Origin of the sequence: Sediminibacillus terrae (genome assembly GCF_009602435.1) — a bacterium.
Taxonomy (GTDB): domain Bacteria; phylum Bacillota; class Bacilli; order Bacillales; family Amphibacillaceae; genus Sediminibacillus; species Sediminibacillus terrae.
The window spans coordinates 453,414-472,020 of the sequence record NZ_VZDQ01000024.1 but is presented as its reverse complement, the minus strand read 5'-3'; the positions used below and the strand labels follow the sequence as shown (position 1 = coordinate 472,020).

Here is an 18,607-nt window from a genome sequence, read left to right as displayed (position 1 = left end):
GGTCATTAAAACGATAAGCGATAATCTCCGTAATCCATCTGATAAGTAGACTGCTTGCCTATTCTGTATATAAACAAAAGTGAATTGGTAAATACCTTGATGAACAGGGAAGAGGCGTCTCTTCCCTGTTAGTGTAATCACTGATAATTAATAATCGCCGGATTCGGATCAAGCTTCAATACATCCTCCGCGCTCAACACGGGTTCATCCTTTTGATAAAAAATTTTGAACCCGCCGTATTGGACGGCTTCGTTTCGCACGAACTTGCGGTAGAGCGACATCTTCGTGTCGGAATTGCCCCAGCCATCATAGTTCAGAGCGACTTCCACATTTTCGGTCGGCTTGATAGCTTCTTTATTTGTCAATGCTTCGTCCATGAACTGGTGGACGAGGACGATTTTATCCGGCAGGTCATTTTCTTCTACCATCTTTGTCAGATAGTTCACTGCTTCTTGCACTTCTTCTCCGTTCACTTGACCAAGATCGATGCCAGGCGTTTCTCCTTCTTTCACGTGGAACTCAGTATCAATGGCCAAATGCACATAAGGGAGCTTTAGCCATTTTTCCAACAACTTCACTTGATTCAAAACAGAATCCGTTCCCAGTTGGACATCCAGCATAAGCAGCGCATCGTTTTCTTTGGCGAGCTCGGCATATTCATCGATTTGCTCCGGTGATGTCCTGTGGAAATACTTTCCTTCGGGGCCGGGGTTACGCTGTGCCACCGTTGAAATCAGCTCGATCGTCGGAATGGCCGGACGGGACGGATCGGCATCTGAATAAGCCTGCGTTTGTTCTTTTAACTTTTCCATCAGTGCGTCGGGTTCCATTTCACCAAGGATGCCCATATTGGTAGAGTTCGGGTGCCCGTAGTAGGCTACAAGTCTATGATCCTTCAAAGGGCCTTCGGTTTTATCCTCGGCTCCTTCTACCAACGTTTCTCCGACTGGAACCATCCTTGTGCGATCATCTCCGTGCGCTTCGGCTTTCGGCATCTGTTCCAACTCTTCTTCAGACAGTTTATCCTTGAGCGGTTCGGCGTCTTCCGACGGCTCTAACGGTTCATAAGGCTGAGGGGGCTTCGTTTCTTCCTTTTCCTGTTCCTGTTCTTCCTGTTTTTCATCTGTTTCTTTGGTTTCTTCCTTCTTATCTCCTGAGGTGCTTTCTTCCGACTGCTTGTCTTCTTTGTTTTTTTCGTTGTCGCCGTTTGTAGAGGTGTTCTCTGAACAAGCGACCAGGAAAAAGACCAGGAGAACTCCCGAGAGTAGCAGGGCTAATTTTTTCATGTTGTCACTTCCTTATGTATGGATTTCCTTCATCTATGATTCTATATCTATTCCCTAATTTCAATAGTTTAATAGCAAACAGGTATATTTTAGCATGAACACCTCGTGAAAGGTAATGCCATAGAACCATGCTGTTGTATGCATTTATAGGGGAGACGATGTAAAACAAAAAGCCGGAGCCTATGCGGGGCGGAGTAGGCCAACGCATGGGTTCCGGCCATCATCATTGGTGAAAAATAGCAGTTCTCCTTCTGCTAATCAAACTCACATTTCTTCTTTAATGCCTTTTTTGACCAGCCACCAGTTTGCCGGATAGCTTGTCAGGAATCCGAAAATCATCGCAATTTGCATCATGAACCAATAGTTCATCTGGTGGGGCTTTGGAGGTTCGGCGAAGATGACATAATGCACGAGGGCCATCCAGCCAAACATGCCTACTTCGAACAATATCAGGGAAAGCGTATCCGCCTTGATCGAATTTTTAAGGTTTTTCAACACACCGGCGTCTTTATTCATTGGATAAATAGCGAAAAATTGAAATAGAATGCCGAATAAATATGCCAGGGTGAACTGTATCGCATAATGGGCGAATAAAGTGGTGCCCAGGATGGTGAAACCGGTCAGCGTGACAATCGGTACGCCGAACGCATCCCCTAGTGTACACCCTGATGAACAGTGGCTTGTTGAAAAGTACACCTTTGCAGGGAAGCCGCGGTCGTCCTCCGTTTCCGAATCTTTCGCTTTCAATCGTCCCCATTTGAAATAAGTCCAAACCGCATAAGGACCAAGAAACCAACCATTGATCGGCCAGACGATGTTCATGATCCACATCATTTGCGGGTGTCTGATAATGTCGACAAGGATGATGAGGGAGGATAACAAGCCGATTCCTATCGCAATCCAGGCTATCGTAGTCAGTATGCTCATTTTGTATCACCTCTCCAAAACTATTCCCAGTTATTCCATACAAAAACATCAGCTTCTACATGAATATCCTCTTACATTTATCCCGGGTGCGGCTGCTGTACCGCCTATTGGACTTCTGTTTCTATCACTTGGCCAATCCCTGGCATATATACCTTTTACTATTCTTTTCAAAGACATATTCCGCTGTTCATATTACGTTCATAAACGTCGTATATAATCCAACAGGTAATGAACATTTTTGCCAATCAATCGATGGACTCTTATGGAATTGACAAGGAGTAAAAGGCAAGGGACGACTATCCAGAGATGATTTATCCGTAGATTTTATCCGAAATATAAACAGAAACAGGAGGATCAGCATGCAAAAGAATAATAAGAACAATAACACTAAAGGCAGCGGCGAGTGGGCTGTCGAAGCGAAAGGGATCGTGAAAACGTTTGGAGAAAACCGGGCGGTGGACGGCGTAGATTTACAGGTGCCCACAGGCTCGATTTACGGAGTGCTTGGACCGAACGGGGCGGGAAAGACGACCGTCATCAGAATGCTGGCTACCTTGCTGCGGCCGGACGCCGGTTCTGCAAGCATCTTCGGCCATGACGTGGTTAAGGAGCCGCATATCGTCCGGCAATTGATCGGAGTGACGGGGCAATATGCTTCTGTTGACGAGTCACTCAGCGCTACCGAAAACTTGATGATTTTTTCCCGCTTGCTGGGCCTCGGGAAAGCGGAGGCAAAAAAGAAGGCGGATGAATTGTTGGAGGAATTCGGTTTGACGGAAGCGGCAAAGCGGCCGTTGAAACACTTTTCGGGAGGCATGCGCAGGAGATTGGATTTGGCTGTCAGCCTGATTGCCCAGCCGCCGCTCATTTTTCTGGATGAACCGACGACAGGGCTTGATCCGCGCACGCGAAACCAAATGTGGGACACCATCCGGCGTTTGGTCAAATCAGGCTCGACCGTCCTTTTGACGACACAGTATTTACAAGAGGCAGACGAGCTGGCCGACCGGGTTGCAGTCATCGATCATGGCCAAGTCGTTGCGGAAGGTACGGTAAATGAGTTGAAAGCATCGATCGGCACCTCATCCTTGCACCTGGGAGTGCAACATGACCGGCAGATGCAGGATGCTCGGCTCATTGTTGAACGGGTATTGAATGTCCGGTCCACCGTGTCCACGGAAGGCGGCAAAATCACCGCGCCGATGGCAGATGTCGACCGGATGACGGACTTGTTGATTGCCTTAAGAGAGTCGGATATTCAGTTGGCTGAATTAAGCGTACAGAAACCAAGTCTGGACGAAGTGTTTTTGACGATTACCGGTCAAGGTGCTGGATCTTCCGATGAAATCAATAATAAATCAGAAAAAGCAGTGGAGGTATAAATATGGATAGTACACAAATAAAACCTGCTCACGAACGGAAGCTTCGCAACAAAACGAGCTTCCGTCAATCGGTGAGAAATTCATTCATCATGGCCATTAGAGGGTTGATCAAGATACGGCGCACGCCGGAGCAATTGTTCGATGTGACGTTGCAGCCGATCATTTTCACCTTGATGTTCACGTATATTTTCGGCGGTGCCATCTCTGGCGATGTGCAAAGTTATTTACCCGTCATCATTCCCGGTATTCTCGTGCAGACGGTCATTACCACGTCGATTGTTACCGGAGTACAACTCAGGGAGGATATGGACAAAGGGGTATTCGATCGATTTAAATCCTTGCCGATCGCCCGAATTGCCCCTTTGGCCGGAGCGTTGTTGGCGGACAGCATCCGCTACACGATTGCCACCGTGCTCACTTTTACCATGGGATATGTCATGGGACTCCGACCTGAGGGAGGATTGGGGTATGTCTTGATTGCAGCGCTCCTCGTGATTGGCTGTGCTTGGGCGATTAGCTGGATTTTTGCCTTTTTCGGCGTGATTGCACGGACGGCTTCCAGTGTCCAAGGCATTTCGATGATTGTATTGTTTCCGCTGACGTTTCTTTCCAATGCGTTTGTCCCGGCTGAAACCATGCCGGATTGGCTGCAATGGTTTGTGAAAATAAACCCGATTTCCCATCTGGTCACAGCGGTCAGAGATTTGATCAATGCGGGGTCCATCGGCTGGGATTTTACGCTCTCCTTGGTGGGGGCAGCTATCATTGTGGCCATTTTTGCACCATTGACAGTAAGGACTTATATGCGGAAGGCATAGTGATAAAGCGCGTGATGATATAAAATAGGAAAAAGAACAAAGGGAATCGCAAAACTGGCCGGCGATTCCCTTTAGTTGATAAAAAGGAATGAACTGCATGGCTAAAATATTGATGGTAGATGATGATTCCAACATCCGGGAATTGATTCGGGTGATTTTATCCAAAGAAGGACTAGCGATCGTGGAGGCGGAAGACGGAGAAGCAGCCCTGTCCGTACTCGAAAAGGAAAAAATAGATTTGATCATCCTGGATATTATGATGCCGAATATGGATGGGTGGGCATTTTGCCGGGAATTGCGCAGCTATTATTCCGCCACGCTGCCGGTCTTGATGTTGACGGCAAAAGGTGAAACAGCCCAAAAAGTGAAGGGCTTCGACCTTGGTGCGGATGATTATTTGGTAAAACCGTTCGCTCCTGCTGAACTGGAGGCACGGGTGAAAGCACTGCTTAAACGTTATCAAGTGACCATATCGAACCAAATGGAAATAGGCAATGTCCTTATTGATCGTGCAGCTTATAAGGTGTTTATCGATAAAGAGGAAATATACTTGCCGCCGAAAGAATTTGAATTGCTGTTCAAGCTTGCGGCTCAGCCGCAAAAAACGTTCTCCCGGGAACAATTGATCGAAGACATTTGGGGATTTGACTACGAGGGCGATGAACGTACGGTGGACGTCCACATCAAACGGTTGCGGCAGCGCTTTTCCCGAGACGACTGCCCGTTTAAAATCGCGACCGTCCGGGGCCTCGGATATCGGTTGGAGGTGAGGCAGTGAAGCGATTGGAATTCATTAAACGAAGAATTATGCCAATTTTGGGTGTCGCTGCTGCTTTATTGATCGGATGGTCTTGTGCCTATTGGTTAACCTCTCTATTGTATGACGCGATAGGATATCATCCACATGGTCTTGTCAAGCAGCTGGTCAATTCGATCTTCGGTTTTTTGTTGTTTGGGTTTGCTATGCATTTTATCAGCCGAACAAAATGGATGAGGAACAATCAGGAGAAATTCCTGCATCCGATCATCCAGGCAATGAAGATGATGGAGGAAGGAAATTTCAATATCGACCTTTCCTTTTATCAAACACAATTTCGGGACCAGGGTGATCATCCATACTCCAGAATTGTCGAAAGCATCAGCCATATGGCGGACAAACTCGGGGAAATGGAGGAAATGCGCCAGGAATTCATCTCTAATGTCTCCCATGAAATTCAGTCCCCCCTGACATCCATTAGCGGATTTGCCCATGCGCTAAAAAATAAAAGCTTGGGCCAGGAAGAACGCGACCATTACCTGCAAATCATTGAGACGGAAAGCTATAGGCTGTCCAAACTGAGTGAAAATTTATTGAAGCTCACTTCTTTGGAGTCCGAGCATTTAGCTCTTGAACAAAATGAATACCGGCTGGATCACCAGCTGCGCCGCATCATCCTTGCCAATGAACCGCAGTGGACCGAGAAAGAAATCAACATGGACGTTTCTTTGGAGAACGTGACGCTCAGGGCGGATGAAGAATTGATGGACCAAGTATGGACGAATCTTCTGCATAACAGCATCAAATTCACCCCTGCCGCTGGTACTATTGGAGTGAAAGCGAATAAAACCGCTGAAAACAGCGTGGAGGTAAGGATTTCAGACACAGGGATCGGGATGGAAAAGGAAACCTTGGTGCATCTGTACGAGCGTTTCTACAAAGCAGACAAATCAAGAAACCGCAATGCTGGAGGGAGCGGTCTTGGTTTGTCGATTGTTAAAAAGATCATTGAATTGCACGACGGACAGATTCACGTTGATAGTAAGCCTGGAAAAGGGACGGATATAACGGTGGAATTACTGGTGCAACTGGATTAAACATTTTCGTTGTTGAAGTTTCCACTTTTCTTTCGTTCGTTAATGAAAAAGATAGCCAGGTTTGCAAAATAGGGCTGGCAAATTGAGATGAAAACAAAAAGAATCCAGGGAAAGGATTCTGCTTTAAGAAGGGCTATTTAATTTTCTATCATTATTGTTTTCTTTGGTTGTGGTTTTGTTTATTGAAAGGGGTAATGTAAGTACAGGAATAATCCAAAGCAATCACTTCGCTATACTCGTAAACAGTTCCGCTTCTTAGCAAGCACCGGTTTTGAATTTTCATTGCCGGCAGTCCTTTTTTGCAGGCCATCAGTTGTGCTTGCTCTTTGTCGATCAATACAGGCGTATAAGAAGTTATATAATGGGAAATGACATAATTTTCGCTTTGGACATATTCTTGGATAGAATTAGAGATATCCCTTAATTCCAAGTTCGGGAATAACTTATATGGCAATTTTGAATTCTCGATTTGCACGATTTGATAATTGACAATCCGTATTCTTTGGAATTTCCAAATGAATTCTCCCTCTTCGATTCCGAACATACGCTGATCCTCTTCGGTGGCTTCTTCCTTCTTTAAATAAATTGGTTTGGAAGAAATTTTTGAATAGGGAGTGGCGGTGATGGAATTGTAAATTAAAGGGTTTTGGTGGACATTTTTCCGGATGAAAATGCCTGAGCCTTGTATGACATCAATGACGCCTATATCCCGGAGCTTGACGATTGCATCTTGAATGGTGTATCTCGATACTTCGTAGAATTCCGCCAATTTCCTCTGGGTTGGCAGCTTTCCCTCGGAATAATAGTTTTGATAAATTTTGCTTAATAAATCATTAACGATAAACTCTTTCTTTTTCATTTATAAACGCTTCTCCCTGCATAGAATTAGAGTTTTTACGTAGAAAATCAAGGGTTATATACTCATCTTATCGAATCCAGCCTCCCGTTTCAATTGCGTTAGGAGGCTGAGCAAAGCAGCTAGCTGGCATTTAGCCAGCTAGCTTTTGGTCATCGGTAGGAAAAGGATGACCAAAACCGGTTAGAATGTCACCCGGTTTTTGCACTCTCTTTATTTTCTGCTTGTCAGTATGTCGCCAATCTTTTCTCCAGCTTGATAAGCTTGCTTCTTCGCCACCGGGAGTGCTTCCACTCTATCCATATTAGTGACCACAACCATAATGGTGGTATCTTTTTGGTGATGCTCGATTTGTTCTAAATCCATCGTAGCGATTTGGGTTTTCACGTTCACGGTGTCGCCAACATCTGCTAAAAGGTTGAAAGGTTTTCCCTCTAAGCTAACCGTGTCTATCCCCATATGGATCAGTACCTCTAAACCGCTGTTGGTTTTAATTCCGATAGCATGTTTGGTTGGAAAAATGTTGATGATTTCACCTGATACCGGTGATAATACTTCTTGTTTTTCCGGCTTGATAGCATATCCGTCACCAATCGATTTTGAGGCAAAAGCTTTATCTTCTACTTGGTCGATGGGTACGTATATTCCAGTAGCCACGGCTGCCAAGTCTTCATTGGTTGACCCGTTGTTGTTTTCCGTTTCATCCAACTGATTGTTTGCTCTGGCAAAAAAGAGGGCAACTAAATAAGCAGCAGCAACAGCGATCAAAATGCCGAGAATGGCAAAAATGAAATAATCGCCTATGTACGCTGGCAGGCTGAATATGCTGGATAAAATATAGCCATAAATACGTACGCCAAAAGCGCTGATAAAGGCCGATGCCAGTGCGCTTCCGATAGTGGCGGCAAGTAATCCGCGTTTATATTTGGTCAGAACCCCGAATAATGCAGGTTCGGTGATTCCTAAGAAAGCCGAAATGGATGATGATACAATAACTGATTTTTCATTTGCCGATTTCGCTTTTCGATACATAGCCAGCGTCGCACCAGCAATCGCCATATTGGCCATAAACATCATAGGCATTAACATATCGTATCCTTGGTCCGCGAAGTTTTGCAAAGCGATTGGCGTCATGGCATGGTGTAGGCCTGTAAGGATGGCTACCGGTCTGATTGTCCCTACTACGATTCCGGCTACAATAGGGGAGAACTCGAATAACCAGGCAATGACGTCTGCCAATCCTTCCCCTAAGTAAATACCAATCGGGCCAATAATCGTAAATGCGATTAAACCGCCGATAAATAAAGAGAAAGTCGGTGTAAACACCGTTCTGAATGCTTTTGGCAGAATGTTATCTACCCAGCGTTGAACGTAACTCAGAACAAATACAGCGAAGATGATGGGGATTACGTTACCCGCATAATTGAACACCGGAATCGGTATAAAACCAAAAACATGAAATGCATCAATATTTCCGGCTTCTGCAGCATCTGTCATGGTCGGATATTGCATCGAAGCAGCAATAGCGATCGCCAAGTATTGATTCGTTTTAAATATTTTTGCCGCCGAAGCTGCTATGAAAAACGGCAGGAATGTAAATACTCCACTTGCCAGCATATCCAACACTTGAATGGTTTGGCTTTCATCCGAAATCCAGTTTAAAGCGACAAATCCCGCTATCAAGCCTTTGATCATCCCTGCCCCTGCTATTGCAGGCACAATTGGTCCAAAAACTCCGGATACTATGTCCATGAACATAGTGACAAGGCTCTTTTTCTCTTTTTTATCCTTGGATGGAGAGGATTCCGTTTTTTCCGATCCTAATTTACTGGTTAAAATCTCATAGTAAGACTCCACGTCGGTACCGATAATGATCTGCAGCTGATTGTTTTGGTTTTGCACTCCCATCACTTCAGGGATACCTTGGATCTCTTTTGTGTTTATGAGTGAATCATCATTTATTTCGAAACGTAGCCGTGTCATACAATGCCACGCATTATCGATATTCTGTTTGCCGCCCAGATGATCGATAATGTGTTGCACAATTTTTTCTTTATTGCTTTCGCTCATCACTACACTCCCTTTGCAAGATTGTTTGCGCTTTCTCAAAGAAATATAACACACCCCCTTTAAATGTAAAACCATACAAAAATACGATGAAATCTTCCGTGAACGTTGATGTGTAAGGGTTTTTTGGTAATCGTCCAATAAATTGGACTGGTTTTTATCCATAGTGCTTCCTATTTCCAATCCAAATTGACAGCTGGTAATCGGGAGTGTTTCAATAAAGGAGTTAAAAGCAGAGAATAGAGGTGCTTGAATGAATGATTTGTTAATTTCAAATGTTACTTGTTATATAATCCGCCCTGACAGGCATAACTTAATTGTTGTAAAAGTGGAGACAAATCAAGGGGTTTATGGGTATGGATGTGCTACTTTCCAGCAACGGCCACTCGCGGTGAAAACCATGATAGACGAATACCTTAAACCTTTGTTGATAGGAAAGAATGCAAACGATATTGAAGATATTTGGCAAATGATGATGGTCAATAGCTATTGGAGAAATGGCCCGGTCATAAACAATGCCATTTCAGGTGTCGACATGGCTCTTTGGGACATAAAAGGGAAGCTGGCCAATATGCCGCTTTACCAACTCTTCGGCGGGAAATCACGAGATGCTATTGCTGCCTATACACATGCCGTTGCAGATAACTTGGAGGATCTTTACAGGCAAATCGATTCCATATTAGAGGAGGGTTACCAGCATATCCGCTGTCAATTAGGCTTTTACGGTGGTTTGTCGGAAGGAATCCATACGACGGAAAATCCCACTCCCGGTTCCTACTTTGATCAAAACCAGTACATGCAGACAACGCTTAAAATGTTTAAAGCCATACGTGAAAAATATGGTTTCTCTTTTGAAATACTCCATGATGTTCATGAACGGCTCTTTCCAAATCAAGCGATCCAATTTGCAAAAGAACTTGAATCCTATAAACCGTACTATGTTGAAGATATTTTGCCGCCAGATCAAAATGAGTGGCTCGAGCAGCTGCGTTTTCAATCAGCAACCCCTATTGCAACGGGGGAACTGTTCAATAATCCAATGGAGTGGAAGGACCTCATCGTCAACCGTCGTGTCGATTATATTCGTTGCCATGTATCCCAAATCGGCGGCATTACACCGGCACTCAAGCTTGCCCATTTTTGCGATGCAATGGGGATAAGAATGGCCTGGCATACACCATCTGATATCACACCGATCGGTATGGCTGTTAATACCCATTTGAATATTCATCTGCACAATGCTGCCGTCCAGGAAAACATTGACGTAAAAGAAAATACGGCATCTCTATTCAGCGATATACCTCAACCGAAACAGGGTTTTCTGTATCCAATTGAAAAGGCGGGCATTGGAGTGGGCTTTAATGAGGAAAAAGCTTCTGATTATCCGGTGGTTTACAGACCCCATGAATGGACCCAAAGCAGAATACCTGACGGAACCATTGTAACTCCTTAACAAACAAACGGACGAAAATCCCCCATGAAACTATCTTTGCTTTCATGGGGGATATTTCTTGGTATTAACTTTGCAAAAGGCAAGACATTGTCCGGTTTTAACAGTACTTGCCCAAATCCTGTCCCGGCAGCCGATTCACAAATACCATGGGATGTTACTCGTTTTACTTCTATGACATATTCAATCTTTAAAACGGTTACCTTTACATCTATATTGCAATTCTATTAAAACCACCAAAAGAGACTGCCTCCTATGCGATATCTATAGCAGAAAAAACATAGGAGGTAATCACTATCAAATACTTAACACTAGTCACATTACTAATTTTAGGATTAATCGTGTTTGCAGGCGAAGTATCTGCAAGCAGCAAGTACACGGTCGAATCAGGCGACGTGCTATCGGAAATATCAATGAAACATAACGTGAGTGTCGATTCCTTGCTGGAGTATAACTCCTCCATCACCAATCCGGATGTCATTTTTGCCGGACAAACGATCACCATACCGGACGCAAAAGGGGAAACCTTTAGAGTATCTGCTTATACAGCAGGCTATGAATCAACCGGAAAACACCCAGGAGACCCGGGGTATGGCATTACAGCATCGGGGACCGAAGTTCAAGAAGGGGAAACGATCGCCTGTCCGCCATCCTTCTCCTTTGGGACAGAAGTCTACATTCCATACTTTGATAAAACATTCACTTGTGAAGACAGGGGAAGTGCCATCACCAAAGGGCGGATGGATGTTTATATGGAGGACGTAGAAGATGCGTTGGAGTTTGGCGTCAAGGAATTGAAAGTTTTGTATTAGAATAGTTTTGAAAACATTGAAGCCAGTCCCTTTCTCGAGAAGGAGGGGGCTGGTTTTTAGATTCTTATGAATGACCGCACAGGTATCTTTTCATAAGCGTCAAATACTCATCGATAAGACTCTCCATCGTATTTAATTTTTGCTAAGGAGATGTGCAGATGTCATTTCAACTATATTGTAGTATTCATAAAGTACATCTATTGTCTCCCCCGATGTTTAATTTTACAATGCTTTGTTCATGTCTGGAATGGTTAATTGATTCTTAAAGGGATATTTCATAGTAGTTTCTAAAATAGCATTTATCCTTTACGGTAAGATACAAAAACAACCCTGCTTAAATGGGTTGTTCTTTTTCCTAAATACTTCAGGACTAATAATAGGGAAATCAACATAATAATTGGCAAGATTAAGATCCATCTAGATGGGATCTTACCTATTCTTGAGACTTTCAGTATAAACATATGAAAAAAATATAAAACAAACAATGCAAAAAATCTTTGGTAGTAGGTTCTTAGTAGACTTTAACTTTAGTGCAATGGTGTACTTTTCTTGCTGTAGGCCCTGGGTTCATTGTTAGATTACTCAATCCGAAACAACCAAATAACTATTATTTTTTTGACCAAGGTTGAAATGCAAGATGCATTAATAGAGGAACTAAGAGACCAGCCACAAAAATCATCAAAAGTATTGATAAACCCCTTGGCCAAGGTATGCTTGCTATTAATGTTAAAACTATCATGTACAAAATGTCTAAAATCACGGTCCTCAGTTTATTTTTTTTAAGTTTGATATTTTTATAGCTTAAGAATAAAACACCTGCTAATGATAATATTACCCATTGCCATATAAATGCATCATCATTTGGAAGGTAGTATCCAAAATAACCCGCTATGCTTGCTGCAATCAACACATAGCCAAACCAAGAATTAAGGTGTAATGATCTTTTGTTTTTTTTAAGTACATACTTTCCCATAAAGGAACCAACCTCCATCAACTCTAAGTACTTATATACTAACATAGGCTAACCCATTGAAAATAAACACTTACTAAATAAAAGAGACCCTTTAAGGATCTCTCTTATTTATAGGTGATAATTCTTCCATTTCTACCAGTATCCAAGTTCTAAAGGAGGGTAACTAAATACTGGTTTAATATATACACCTTGTCCACTTCCTAGCGCCCAAATAATCATGCCGGATAAGGTGGTCAAAGAGGGTACAGAAAGAATTCCGAGAATTGTAGTCACAACTGTTCCTACAGGGCCTGATGTGGCAGATCCAAGAGCAATTAAAGCTGCCTGCAATGCATAAGGACCCGCCTGAGCTGCCGCAACTAAACCAAACGCCCCTCCTACTAAATCAGTGTGACTTATATATAAAGCTCCATTTTCTACATGGAATTGAGGTGTTACAGTACGTTTTGAGGCTTGAGGTAATTTATAATTTAGAACATTGTCATTTAATTTTTTATAGTCTTCTTCAGAAAAATTGTAGTCGTTGATTAATTCTTTCTTTGTTAGGCTAATGTCTAGCGTATTATCTTTTTTGTTGGGCACGAAAAACTCCCCAACTGAAATAACTTTATCTAAAAATTCTTGTTCACTTTGGCTTAATTCGATATCACTGAGATTTACTTTTTTCATTGCTTCATTTGATTTCTCCTGTGTAGTAGTTGTAGCACTTACGGAAGGCCCTACTAAGGTAAAAATCATTGAGAAAATTGTTAACACCACGAAAGCCTTGCCAACCAACGATTTCTTGAGATAACTCATGAGAATTCCCCCTATTAAAATATTGTTAGACACCTTAAAATAAGCAAAAGGTATCTCTGTTATTAGGGTAACAATCTTTTCCAATTTTTTTCGATAGGCTAATAGTGGGAGTCTATCGACTTATTTTGACATTTTATTGTAGATAAAAAATACTAATTGAATTGGTATAAAATAATCTAATGTCTTATAAAAAGTTTTCATTGAGGAAATATTATATTCGAAATTATTGAAATTTAACGAATAAATTCTTACCCTACACCATCAGGGATTTGCTATAAGGTTATTAATTGAGTGCTTGCTTTCCATTATTAGATTCACCCTTCTATACAACCATATGGCTGGGTGGGGATGTTTTAACTATCATATGAATATTCATAGAGACGAATTACCTCATTATCCACTTTTTAAGGGAATATCCAATTCGATAACTATTAACCATTCTAATGTACTTTGATTGAAAAAATGGTGGTATATAATGTAAGAGTCTAGGTGGATCATAATACTTAATAACCAGAAAGTTTTTGTGTGAGAACTCATTTCTTTAGTTCGTTGACATCAGAACTCGGTATGCTAAGTTATGAGTACAGGAAAGGGGTGACGGAATGGAAAAACGCTTAAAACTTATATGCTGCAGTCTTGCCTTATTGGGGTTTGTCCTGTTGCTTACGGGGTGTGGCAGTTCCAAAGAAGAATCAGAAACCGCGGAAAAGGATGCCGCTGTCGAATCGGAAGAAAAGTCAGACGAACCAGCTGAAGAGGAAGATGTTTTAGATTCCTCGACGGATTCAGAAGAGACTGAATCGGAGGATACTTCTTCAAGTTCGGAAACAACAAGCAACAAAAGTTCATCTGAGAACGCTGGAAGTGAAGAAAGCGATCCGTTGGGAGAATATTCTTCAGAGGAAATCGAATACGCAAGGGTTTGGCTGCAGCTAGGGCCGAATCAGGAAATCGATGAACTGAATGTTCATCGTATATCAGCTGGCGAGCTGATCAATCCCGACGATGAGACGAGTGCTGTCTATCCGGAGGATGTCATCCAGTTAGCAGGTTCCCGGTTAGTGGATGGTTCTGTTACATATAGCAGCAACGGTGACGGAACAATCAATGTATATAACGTGCCATTGCGCTGGGAAAGCGGCGATCCTAATGTAGATGAAAACTTCATGAAGGAGTACACAGAAGGTATTATCGAAGACACGGAGAAAGTCTACGTTGAACCAGGCGAGGAAGAAGAAGTTAAACGGCTCATTCAATTGATGAAAATCCATTAAACTTAGTCAATTGTTTGATAGAAAGCTGATCTGCATGGGAACTAAGGGCATTTTCCTTACTATGCTGTTGAACTGCACCCTCCAATTTCTGAAGAATTCCTGTTGATTTTTTCTTCTTCGTCACTGTTTAGAAATCAAACACAGATAGAAGAATTTGTCTAGATCATGTAGAAATCAGACCACGAAAACCTAGCGAAGGCAAGATACGGAGACTCCTACGGGAACAGCATGAGCTGAAATTTCCGCAAGAAAGCGGTTGGTGCTTTCTGAGGAAGATGAAGCCATGCCCGTGGAACGCGTAGTATCTTGCCGTAGCGATACGAAGCACGCATCAAACAACTGGATAAAAGGTGATTTAATACTTTGAGTCCATTTTCCTCATACTTAACTCATTAGGGTAAATAAAAAACTATTTCCAAAAACCCAGATCATCGGAGTTAAAATAACCAGCAAAAATAAGCCGGTGAACATATACTTTACGTATTGTTTTCTATTTGTGCCCTCTCTTAATTCCCATAGTCCTAATGTTATAAAGTACAGTCCAATCAAAATTGAAATAATCGGAAGTACAAAAATCAAGACTTCCATCGGACCCCTCCCTGTCAATTATTCTATAAGTCTTTTGCTCATCAGCTGATAAAAGGAATGTTTATGTTGTGTATCTGAGTAACCATAGTGTATCATATGTTTCCATATACTGTATTAAATTCCTTTAAAACCAAAGGTAACTGTTCAAATATTTAGTTGCGCCCAGGTTAATTCGTTGTATCCATTCAGAAGAATGAAGAAGCGATCACCTTGCTGAACAGATTGCAAAAATATAAGCGGTAATTTAAAGGAAAGGGAGGAGAATTAGCTTGGCTGTCGAAATATTAACCTAGTTCTCACTATGTTAAATATTCCAGCCGAAATCCCAATCTGGAATGCCGGTTCCACCGCTCTCGCAAGATCAAGGTCTAGTTAGCTTCATTGAATAGTAGACACCACACATTTATACCTCAGAACATCTTACACTTGGAAACAATCCCTATTAAGTCCATTGCTTCCCCCGTTCCGTCATTGACGGGGCAAAATCAATGAACTTAAATCCGGGTTCCCATCCATCTTGATTAAGCTATAGTGCCGGAAAAGCAGGATAGCGACATCAAAACTTTTTGTGCACCATGTTGATTTCCACCTTCACTGACAGTCTTTACTACCATACTTGGTTCTTGAGATTTTGGAATTATCTAAAAATAAAAACGTGATTATTTCATATAAATAAAAAGAAACTTCAAAGATTCATGGCCTTCAAGGGGGTGATTTATTTCCGGAATTTTGTAAGCGCTTTAAATTATCTGGTAACAAAATCTATTGGACGGTAAGTCATTGGCTTGATGATGAATGAAAATCAAAGGAGGCTGGACAATGGGAGAACCGGAAAAAGTACAAACACTTGATGACAAGCAGAATTGGTATTGGAAGAAAAACATCAAGTTCATTTCGTTTTTACTAGTGATTTGGTTTCTTGTTGGCTTAGGTGGAGGTGTGCTTTTTGCCGCTCCTTTAAACGAAGTTCCCTTTTTCGGAGTGACGTTGTCATTCTGGATTGCACAGCAGGGCGCTATCCTGGTATTTATCCTGTTAATTTTAAGCTATGCCATCAGAATGGACAAATTGGACCGGGAGTATTATGAAAAGAAGGATCAGTAAAAAGAAATAAATTTGCAGGGAGGTATGGCATTGAGTGTAGAAGCAATTACCATCATCATGGTGTTGATTACGTTCGGTCTCTATACAGGGATCGGCTGGTGGTCGAGGGTGAAGGATACGTCCAGCTTTTATGTGGCAGGACAAAATGTTCCGACAGTGGCGAACGGAGCCGCGATTGCTGCGGATTGGATGTCCGCTGCATCGTTTATTTCCATGGCGGGACTTGTTGCGTTTTTAGGATATGATGGAACCATCTACTTGATGGGCTGGACTGGCGGATATGTTTTGTTGGCCTTATTATTGGCACCATACTTAAGGAAGTTCGGAAAATTCACCGTGCCCGATTTTATCGGGGACCGGTTTTATTCCAGCTCTGCCCGTACGGTCGCAGCGATAGCGACAATCTTTATTTCACTCACTTATATTTCAGGACAAATGCGCGGTGTCGGTATTGTCTTTAGCCGCTATTTACAAGTGGACATCATCATTGGTGTATTAATTGGAATGGCCATTGTCGGTTTCTTTGCCCTTCTTGGAGGGATGAAGGGAATCACCTGGACACAAGCAACCCAATATTTCGTCATCATCATCGCCTTTTTAATCCCCGCCATCGCCATTTCGCTACAATTGACAGGTAATCCAGTTCCACAGCTGGCACTTACCGGCAGTGATATCGTGGATCGGCTGACTTCCATCCAGATCGACCTTGGTATGACAGAGTACATGGCACCTTTCACCGATTTATCCATGCTCAATGTGTTCATGATCACGTTGGCATTAATGGCCGGAACCGCTGGGCTTCCACACGTCATCGTCCGTTTCTATACCGTCAAAAATGTCCGGGCCGCCCGTTGGTCAGCGGTATGGGCGATCATTTTCATTGCCCTGCTTTATTTAACAGCTCCGGCCGTCGGCGCGTTTGCGAAGTACAACCTGATCAATACTATCGCAGATCAACCATTGGAGGAAGTGCAAAACATCGACTGGGTGAACAAATGGGAAACAACCGGGTTACTCCAATTCAATGATCTCAACGGCGATGGAATCGTCAATTTTTCAGAAGGAGAAGCAGACAATGAAGTCGTCATCGATGGAGACATCATTGTGCTTTCCACGCCTGAAGTTGCCAACTTAGCACCGTTTATTATCGCACTCGTGGCAACAGGTGGTTTGGCGGCAGCCCTGTCTACTGCGTCCGGGTTGTTGATCACCATGTCGAGTGCAGTCTCGCACGATATTTATTATCGGATATTTAATAAAGATGCTTCTGAAAAACAAAGACTGCGGGTCGGTCGGATTACCTTATTGGTCGCTCTGTTGATTGCCGCCTATGTCGGCATCAATCCGCCAGGGTTTGCCGGAGAGGTCGTTGCTTTGGCATTCGGGTTAGGTGCGGCGAGTCTGTTCCCGGTTATCCTGCTCGGAATTTTCGATAAGCGGATGAATAAAGAAGGGGCCATCGCCGGTATTCTGACAGGCTTGATTTTCACGCTTCTGATGATCGGGCTGATTCTCTCGGAATCGATTTTTGGAACCGATGGAGCTATTTTGGACAGCTTCTTTGGCATCAATGCCCAAGGAGTGGGTGTTATCGGAATGGCATTAAACTTTATCGTGAGTTTCATTGTCTCCCGGAATACGCCTGCACCTCCAGTGGAAATCCAGCAGCTGATAGAAAATGTCCGGGCACCTGAAGTCGACAGCGAGCTGGAAATCGCTGCAACGACAGAAGATAACTGATTAGCCATTGATGAGAAGGGGGTGGATACGTTGGATCTAATAAATATCATCGCCATTTCGGCCACAGTACTCGTATGGTTTCATCCTTGGATGGGACTGCAAACTTTTCGCAAAGCAATCGGCATCACGCTGTTTTTGGAGCTGTTTTACCTAATAGGCTCTTACGCGTTAGACTGGCCATTTCCAACACCACTGGTGCTCATCCAGCTTTTTGTGGTGACGGTATGGGGTGTCCTGCTCGGAATCGCATTTTCGCGTATCTGGCCATTGCCTTCTCACAAAGGGTTTGAACGCATCTTTCGCACCTTTCTGGTGGTGATCCCCGCACTGGGACTTGGAATGGGATTACAAGTGCTCTTGCAGGGTGCTCAGGCCACACAAGCTATTTATCTGATTTTTGCATTATCGGCATGGCTTGGATCCGGTCATTTTATTAGAAGAGCAGCGACTGAGGAGTATCTGGCTGAATAGATTACGGGAAAAGCATCGGCAACCATGTGCCGATGCTTTTTTGCGTTTTTTAATGAAAAAAATATACCTACAACCTAAATTTGGTTGGGTGCTCCCAACCCGTTGAACCAAGGTTTTTCAACCAGCAACCTTAGCGTGCTCCGAGTTGCAACCAGAGCTATCTTTACTTTTTGCTTCCGCTATAACCATAATGGACACATAGACAAC

The 18,607-nt window shown here is 43.1% G+C and carries 16 protein-coding genes; 10 read left to right on the top strand and 6 right to left on the bottom strand.

What is annotated here, in order from left to right; translation table 11 throughout:
- Window positions 1-137 precede the first annotated feature (137 nt).
- Window positions 138-1,286, bottom strand: a complete 1,149-nt coding sequence (locus F6X55_RS13370; protein ID WP_153463997.1) for a hypothetical protein — start codon at window positions 1,284-1,286, stop codon at window positions 138-140.
- 264 nt (window positions 1,287-1,550) lie between these two features.
- Window positions 1,551-2,213, bottom strand: coding sequence for a DUF4396 domain-containing protein (locus F6X55_RS13365; protein ID WP_237648667.1), 663 nt, complete (start codon window positions 2,211-2,213; stop codon window positions 1,551-1,553).
- A gap of 359 nt (window positions 2,214-2,572) precedes the next feature.
- Here F6X55_RS13365 and F6X55_RS13360 point away from each other — a divergent pair, with 359 nt between their 5' ends.
- From F6X55_RS13360 to F6X55_RS13345, 4 genes are all read left to right on the top strand, one after another.
- Complete coding sequence (locus tag F6X55_RS13360) at window positions 2,573-3,595, top strand: ATP-binding cassette domain-containing protein (protein WP_153463995.1); 1,023 nt, start codon at window positions 2,573-2,575, stop codon at window positions 3,593-3,595.
- A 2-nt stretch (window positions 3,596-3,597) separates the two neighbouring features.
- Entirely contained in the window at window positions 3,598-4,413 is an 816-nt protein-coding gene (locus F6X55_RS13355; RefSeq protein ID WP_026568841.1) for an ABC transporter permease, read from the top strand.
- Between the two features lie 97 nt (window positions 4,414-4,510).
- Complete coding sequence (locus F6X55_RS13350) at window positions 4,511-5,191, top strand: response regulator transcription factor (protein ID WP_153463992.1); 681 nt, start codon at window positions 4,511-4,513, stop codon at window positions 5,189-5,191.
- Entirely contained in the window at window positions 5,188-6,267 is a 1,080-nt protein-coding gene (locus F6X55_RS13345) for a sensor histidine kinase (protein WP_153463989.1), read from the top strand. Before F6X55_RS13350 ends, F6X55_RS13345 begins: the two co-directional genes overlap by 4 nt.
- 151 nt (window positions 6,268-6,418) lie before the next feature.
- On the opposite strand, the gene F6X55_RS13340 is transcribed toward F6X55_RS13345, so the two are convergent.
- Both F6X55_RS13340 and F6X55_RS13335 read right to left on the bottom strand, forming a co-directional pair.
- Window positions 6,419-7,126 carry a GntR family transcriptional regulator gene (locus F6X55_RS13340; protein WP_026772033.1) on the bottom strand — a complete coding sequence of 236 codons (708 nt, stop codon included), beginning with the start codon at window positions 7,124-7,126 and terminating at the stop codon, window positions 6,419-6,421.
- 210 nt (window positions 7,127-7,336) lie between these two features.
- On the bottom strand, window positions 7,337-9,193 hold the full coding sequence (locus F6X55_RS13335; RefSeq protein WP_037329288.1) for a glucose PTS transporter subunit IIA: 1,857 nt from the start codon (window positions 9,191-9,193) through the stop codon (window positions 7,337-7,339).
- A gap of 250 nt (window positions 9,194-9,443) precedes the next feature.
- On the opposite strand from F6X55_RS13335, the gene F6X55_RS13330 reads away from it, so the two are divergent.
- Both F6X55_RS13330 and F6X55_RS13325 read left to right on the top strand, forming a co-directional pair.
- Entirely contained in the window at window positions 9,444-10,643 is a 1,200-nt protein-coding gene (locus F6X55_RS13330; protein ID WP_153463986.1) for an enolase C-terminal domain-like protein, read from the top strand.
- Between the two features lie 338 nt (window positions 10,644-10,981).
- Window positions 10,982-11,452 carry a LysM peptidoglycan-binding domain-containing protein gene (locus F6X55_RS13325; protein WP_237648666.1) on the top strand — a complete coding sequence of 157 codons (471 nt, stop codon included), beginning with the start codon at window positions 10,982-10,984 and terminating at the stop codon, window positions 11,450-11,452.
- A 607-nt stretch (window positions 11,453-12,059) separates the two neighbouring features.
- On the opposite strand, the gene F6X55_RS13320 is transcribed toward F6X55_RS13325, so the two are convergent.
- Window positions 12,060-12,425: a hypothetical protein gene (locus tag F6X55_RS13320; RefSeq protein ID WP_153463978.1), complete on the bottom strand. Its 366-nt coding sequence runs from the start codon at window positions 12,423-12,425 to the stop codon at window positions 12,060-12,062.
- Window positions 12,426-12,557: 132 nt separating this feature from the next.
- Window positions 12,558-13,223 carry a hypothetical protein gene (locus F6X55_RS13315; RefSeq protein WP_026772028.1) on the bottom strand — a complete coding sequence of 222 codons (666 nt, stop codon included), beginning with the start codon at window positions 13,221-13,223 and terminating at the stop codon, window positions 12,558-12,560.
- Between the two features lie 602 nt (window positions 13,224-13,825).
- On the opposite strand from F6X55_RS13315, the gene F6X55_RS13310 reads away from it, so the two are divergent.
- From F6X55_RS13310 to F6X55_RS13295, 4 genes are all read left to right on the top strand, one after another.
- Window positions 13,826-14,497 (top strand): hypothetical protein, encoded by a 672-nt coding sequence (locus F6X55_RS13310; RefSeq protein ID WP_153463975.1) that lies wholly within the window; start codon window positions 13,826-13,828, stop codon window positions 14,495-14,497.
- A gap of 1,407 nt (window positions 14,498-15,904) precedes the next feature.
- Window positions 15,905-16,189: a DUF4212 domain-containing protein gene (locus F6X55_RS13305; RefSeq protein WP_026568834.1), complete on the top strand. Its 285-nt coding sequence runs from the start codon at window positions 15,905-15,907 to the stop codon at window positions 16,187-16,189.
- 30 nt (window positions 16,190-16,219) lie between these two features.
- Complete coding sequence (locus F6X55_RS13300) at window positions 16,220-17,929, top strand: sodium:solute symporter family protein (protein WP_026568833.1); 1,710 nt, start codon at window positions 16,220-16,222, stop codon at window positions 17,927-17,929.
- Between the two features lie 30 nt (window positions 17,930-17,959).
- A complete protein-coding gene (locus F6X55_RS13295) occupies window positions 17,960-18,400 on the top strand; it encodes a hypothetical protein (protein ID WP_235162490.1) in 441 nt (146 codons plus the stop codon).
- Window positions 18,401-18,607: the final 207 nt, after the last annotated feature.

Excerpts from the sequence above, each read along its gene's own strand:
- F6X55_RS13365 (WP_237648667.1), bottom strand. The coding sequence starts at position 2,213 with ATGAGCATACTGACTACGATAGCCTGGATTGCGATAGGAATCGGCTTG.
- F6X55_RS13315 (WP_026772028.1), bottom strand. The coding sequence starts at position 13,223 with ATGAGTTATCTCAAGAAATCGTTGGTTGGCAAGGCTTTCGTGGTGTTA.
- F6X55_RS13360 (WP_153463995.1), top strand. The coding sequence starts at position 2,573 with ATGCAAAAGAATAATAAGAACAATAACACTAAAGGCAGCGGCGAGTGG.
- F6X55_RS13320 (WP_153463978.1), bottom strand. The coding sequence starts at position 12,425 with ATGGGAAAGTATGTACTTAAAAAAAACAAAAGATCATTACACCTTAAT.
- F6X55_RS13310 (WP_153463975.1), top strand. The coding sequence starts at position 13,826 with ATGGAAAAACGCTTAAAACTTATATGCTGCAGTCTTGCCTTATTGGGG.
- F6X55_RS13305 (WP_026568834.1), top strand. The coding sequence starts at position 15,905 with ATGGGAGAACCGGAAAAAGTACAAACACTTGATGACAAGCAGAATTGG.
- F6X55_RS13355 (WP_026568841.1), top strand. The coding sequence starts at position 3,598 with ATGGATAGTACACAAATAAAACCTGCTCACGAACGGAAGCTTCGCAAC.
- F6X55_RS13330 (WP_153463986.1), top strand. The coding sequence starts at position 9,444 with ATGAATGATTTGTTAATTTCAAATGTTACTTGTTATATAATCCGCCCT.
- F6X55_RS13370 (WP_153463997.1), bottom strand. The coding sequence starts at position 1,286 with ATGAAAAAATTAGCCCTGCTACTCTCGGGAGTTCTCCTGGTCTTTTTC.
- F6X55_RS13350 (WP_153463992.1), top strand. The coding sequence starts at position 4,511 with ATGGCTAAAATATTGATGGTAGATGATGATTCCAACATCCGGGAATTG.
- F6X55_RS13340 (WP_026772033.1), bottom strand. The coding sequence starts at position 7,126 with ATGAAAAAGAAAGAGTTTATCGTTAATGATTTATTAAGCAAAATTTAT.
- F6X55_RS13335 (WP_037329288.1), bottom strand. The coding sequence starts at position 9,193 with ATGAGCGAAAGCAATAAAGAAAAAATTGTGCAACACATTATCGATCAT.